3 protein-coding genes are annotated in these 2,395 nt (G+C 64.2%); all 3 read left to right on the forward strand.

Translation table 11 applies throughout. The features are described 5' to 3' along the window. Positions 1-98 precede the first annotated feature (98 nt). The 3 genes from MUO23_08135 (at position 99) to MUO23_08145 (ending at position 2,381) form a co-directional block, all read left to right on the forward strand. Positions 99-350 carry an SHOCT domain-containing protein gene (locus tag MUO23_08135; protein ID MCJ7512924.1) on the forward strand — a complete coding sequence of 84 codons (252 nt, stop codon included), beginning with the start codon at positions 99-101 and terminating at the stop codon, positions 348-350. 369 nt (positions 351-719) lie between these two features. After that, positions 720-1,256 (forward strand): hypothetical protein, encoded by a 537-nt coding sequence (locus MUO23_08140; GenBank protein ID MCJ7512925.1) that lies wholly within the window; start codon positions 720-722, stop codon positions 1,254-1,256. A gap of 267 nt (positions 1,257-1,523) precedes the next feature. Continuing rightward, on the forward strand, positions 1,524-2,381 hold the full coding sequence (locus tag MUO23_08145) for a hypothetical protein (protein MCJ7512926.1): 858 nt from the start codon (positions 1,524-1,526) through the stop codon (positions 2,379-2,381). Positions 2,382-2,395: the final 14 nt, after the last annotated feature.

Here is a 2,395-nt window from a genome sequence, read left to right on the forward strand (position 1 = left end):
CAGGAAGCACTGGATGAGGCCCAGAGCGGCGCGGTCTGAGCCGCGGCCCTCTCTTGGCGCGCACGAAGCGCGCCACAACCGAATAGGAGCGTACCAAAATGAGACGAGCACGACGAAGGCGCATGGTTGTCGGGGCGGCAGTTGTCGGCCACGCTGCGGCTAGGAGCGGTGCCTCCCAACAGGCAGCGGCGGACCAGGCGGCTGCGCAGTCGGCAGCGCCGGCACCGGCTGCGGCCCCGGCCGAGGCGGATGTCAACACCCAGATCCAGCAGCTGGCACAAATGCACAACGCCGGTGTTTTGACCGACGCCGAGTTTGCCGCGGCGAAGGCCAAGCTCCTCGGCACGTAGTTCGCATGTCCTTAATCCGGCGGGCAGGCGGGCTTGGGCCCATCTGCCCGCCGGAGTGCTGCTCGATCCCGGCCAGCACCTCGACCGAGGCGAGCAGACCCTTCCCTCATTGATCCGTCCCCACCGGCATGAAGACGCCGTCCTTCGCCCGCACCGGGGGCCAGCCAGTAGCCTCCTCGGTGACGCCGAAGCGCGTGGGGGCCATGCGCAGACGACAGCTGGCGGTGGCGCTGTACGCCAGACCGGGACCAGCTCTGCGCCCAGTCCGGAAAGAGCCGTTGGCAGGTTCCGAAATATGCAGCAGCTGCGTGGCTCGTCATCGCAGCGCTGATGTTGAGCCGGAAAGCCGATGTTCAAGGAGGTACACACATGTTCCCAATTCTCGTGATCGCGATCGGAGTCGCAGTCCTCGGGTTTGGCAAGCGGCTCGCCGTGCTGGGTGCGGCGGTGGGGGCGCTGCTCGGCCTTGGCCTGCTGCGCCTGTTCCCGGGATCCTCGGACCCCCTGCTCCAACTGGCTATCCCCATCCTGCTGGCGGTGATCGGATTCTTTGTCGCCGGATTCGCCAAAGGCATCGTCAACATCGTGCTGCTTGTGATGGGTGCCCTCGCTGGTGCCGCGATCATGCTGGGATTCCTCGATCTGTTCCACGTCGACTCCGGCATGCTCGATTGGCTGCTGGCCGTCGTGGGCGGCGTCATCGGCTTGATGATGGTCAGACGCTACAAAGATTGGGCGATGATCATCCTGGCCGGCCTGATCGGCGGGCTGCTCGTCACCCGCGGACTCACCGTCTGGCTGCCTTTCCTTGAGGGCGCAATTGGCACCCTGCTCGTCCTGGTGCTGGCGGGCGGCAGCATCGCCTTTCAGGGCGGATTGTTCGGCAAGCCCAAAGCTACTGCATGAGTGCAAGCCTCGAAACGGTTGGGGGCACAGACTGCTAAGGCCGACTCTTCCATACCACCAGCAACCAGGTGACGACAAGCAGCGACCCCATCTACACGGGGAATCCCCAATGTCAACTCAAGATGACATCCAACGAAGTGTCTTGCCGATCCCTGACCAGCAGTATGTCGGCTTGCCGGCGATCAGCCGCCTCTGACGCCACCCATCTGCCGCCCGAGGAACTTCGAGAAGCCCATCGCCTTCTGAAGATAGGAGAAGCCAGCAACAATGAAAACGAAGAAGCGCTTTCTCTCAGCAGGGATCGCCCTGGCAGCGACTGCTATCGTGGTGTTCGTTGTTCTCAGCGCCGCCGCGCCGGCTTTCTCGGCAGCACTCACGGGCATGGTTGCGCCGGCAAGCACGCCAACTCCGAAACCGGGGGACGTCATCCCCCTCCAATCGATCGCGGGGCTGACCTCACTCAACGCCACGGTGACGCTTCAAGTGAACGGTCTGATCGATGGCCAGCGTGCCCAGGGTGACCTCACGGCGCTGCTGGCGACGAATGACCAGAGCAAGAGCCAAGTCACCGTGTCGGGCAGTCTGCTGGGCCAACTCGCCGCCCAGGTCGGTGGGTCGCTGGTCGGTCTGTTCACGCCGTCCAAGGTGGACATCTACAAGGTCCCCGAAGGTACCTACATTGTGGTCAACGGCTTGTTCCCCGTGTGCGTCAAGCCTGAGGCCCTCAATGCGACTGCCGCGCTGGACGAGATGAGTCCGGCGGGCCTGCTGAGCATGTTGACCAGCAGTGACGTGGCCCGCGGCAAGCTGGTCGGCCAGGAGACGCTGAGCGGCAAGGCGGTCAAGCACTATGTGCTCGACGGAGCGGCTTTCCTCGCCGCCGCCCAAGCGAGCACCGATCCGAAGCTGAGAGCCTTCGGCGAATCGCTTTGGTCGGCGGAAGACGCCCACCTGTACGTCGACGCCAAGACCGGCTATCCGGTGGCCTTCAGCGGCAACTTCAGCGGCGCCTACGAGCCGCTCCAGTTCGAAGGCGACTTTGGCGTCCAGATCGAACTGACCGGCGTCAACACCAATCCACCGGTGGCCTTGCCTGCCTCGTGCAACAACCCGATCTCGCGATAGGTAGGACGAAGTGG

The organism is Anaerolineales bacterium (assembly GCA_022866145.1).
Taxonomy (GTDB): Bacteria; Chloroflexota; Anaerolineae; order Anaerolineales; family E44-bin32; genus PFL42.

Bases quoted from the DNA above. Each gene is read 5' to 3' on its own strand.
- MUO23_08135 (MCJ7512924.1), top strand. From the start codon at position 99: ATGAGACGAGCACGACGAAGGCGCATGGTTGTCGGGGCGGCAGTTGTC.
- MUO23_08140 (MCJ7512925.1), top strand. From the start codon at position 720: ATGTTCCCAATTCTCGTGATCGCGATCGGAGTCGCAGTCCTCGGGTTT.
- MUO23_08145 (MCJ7512926.1), top strand. From the start codon at position 1,524: ATGAAAACGAAGAAGCGCTTTCTCTCAGCAGGGATCGCCCTGGCAGCG.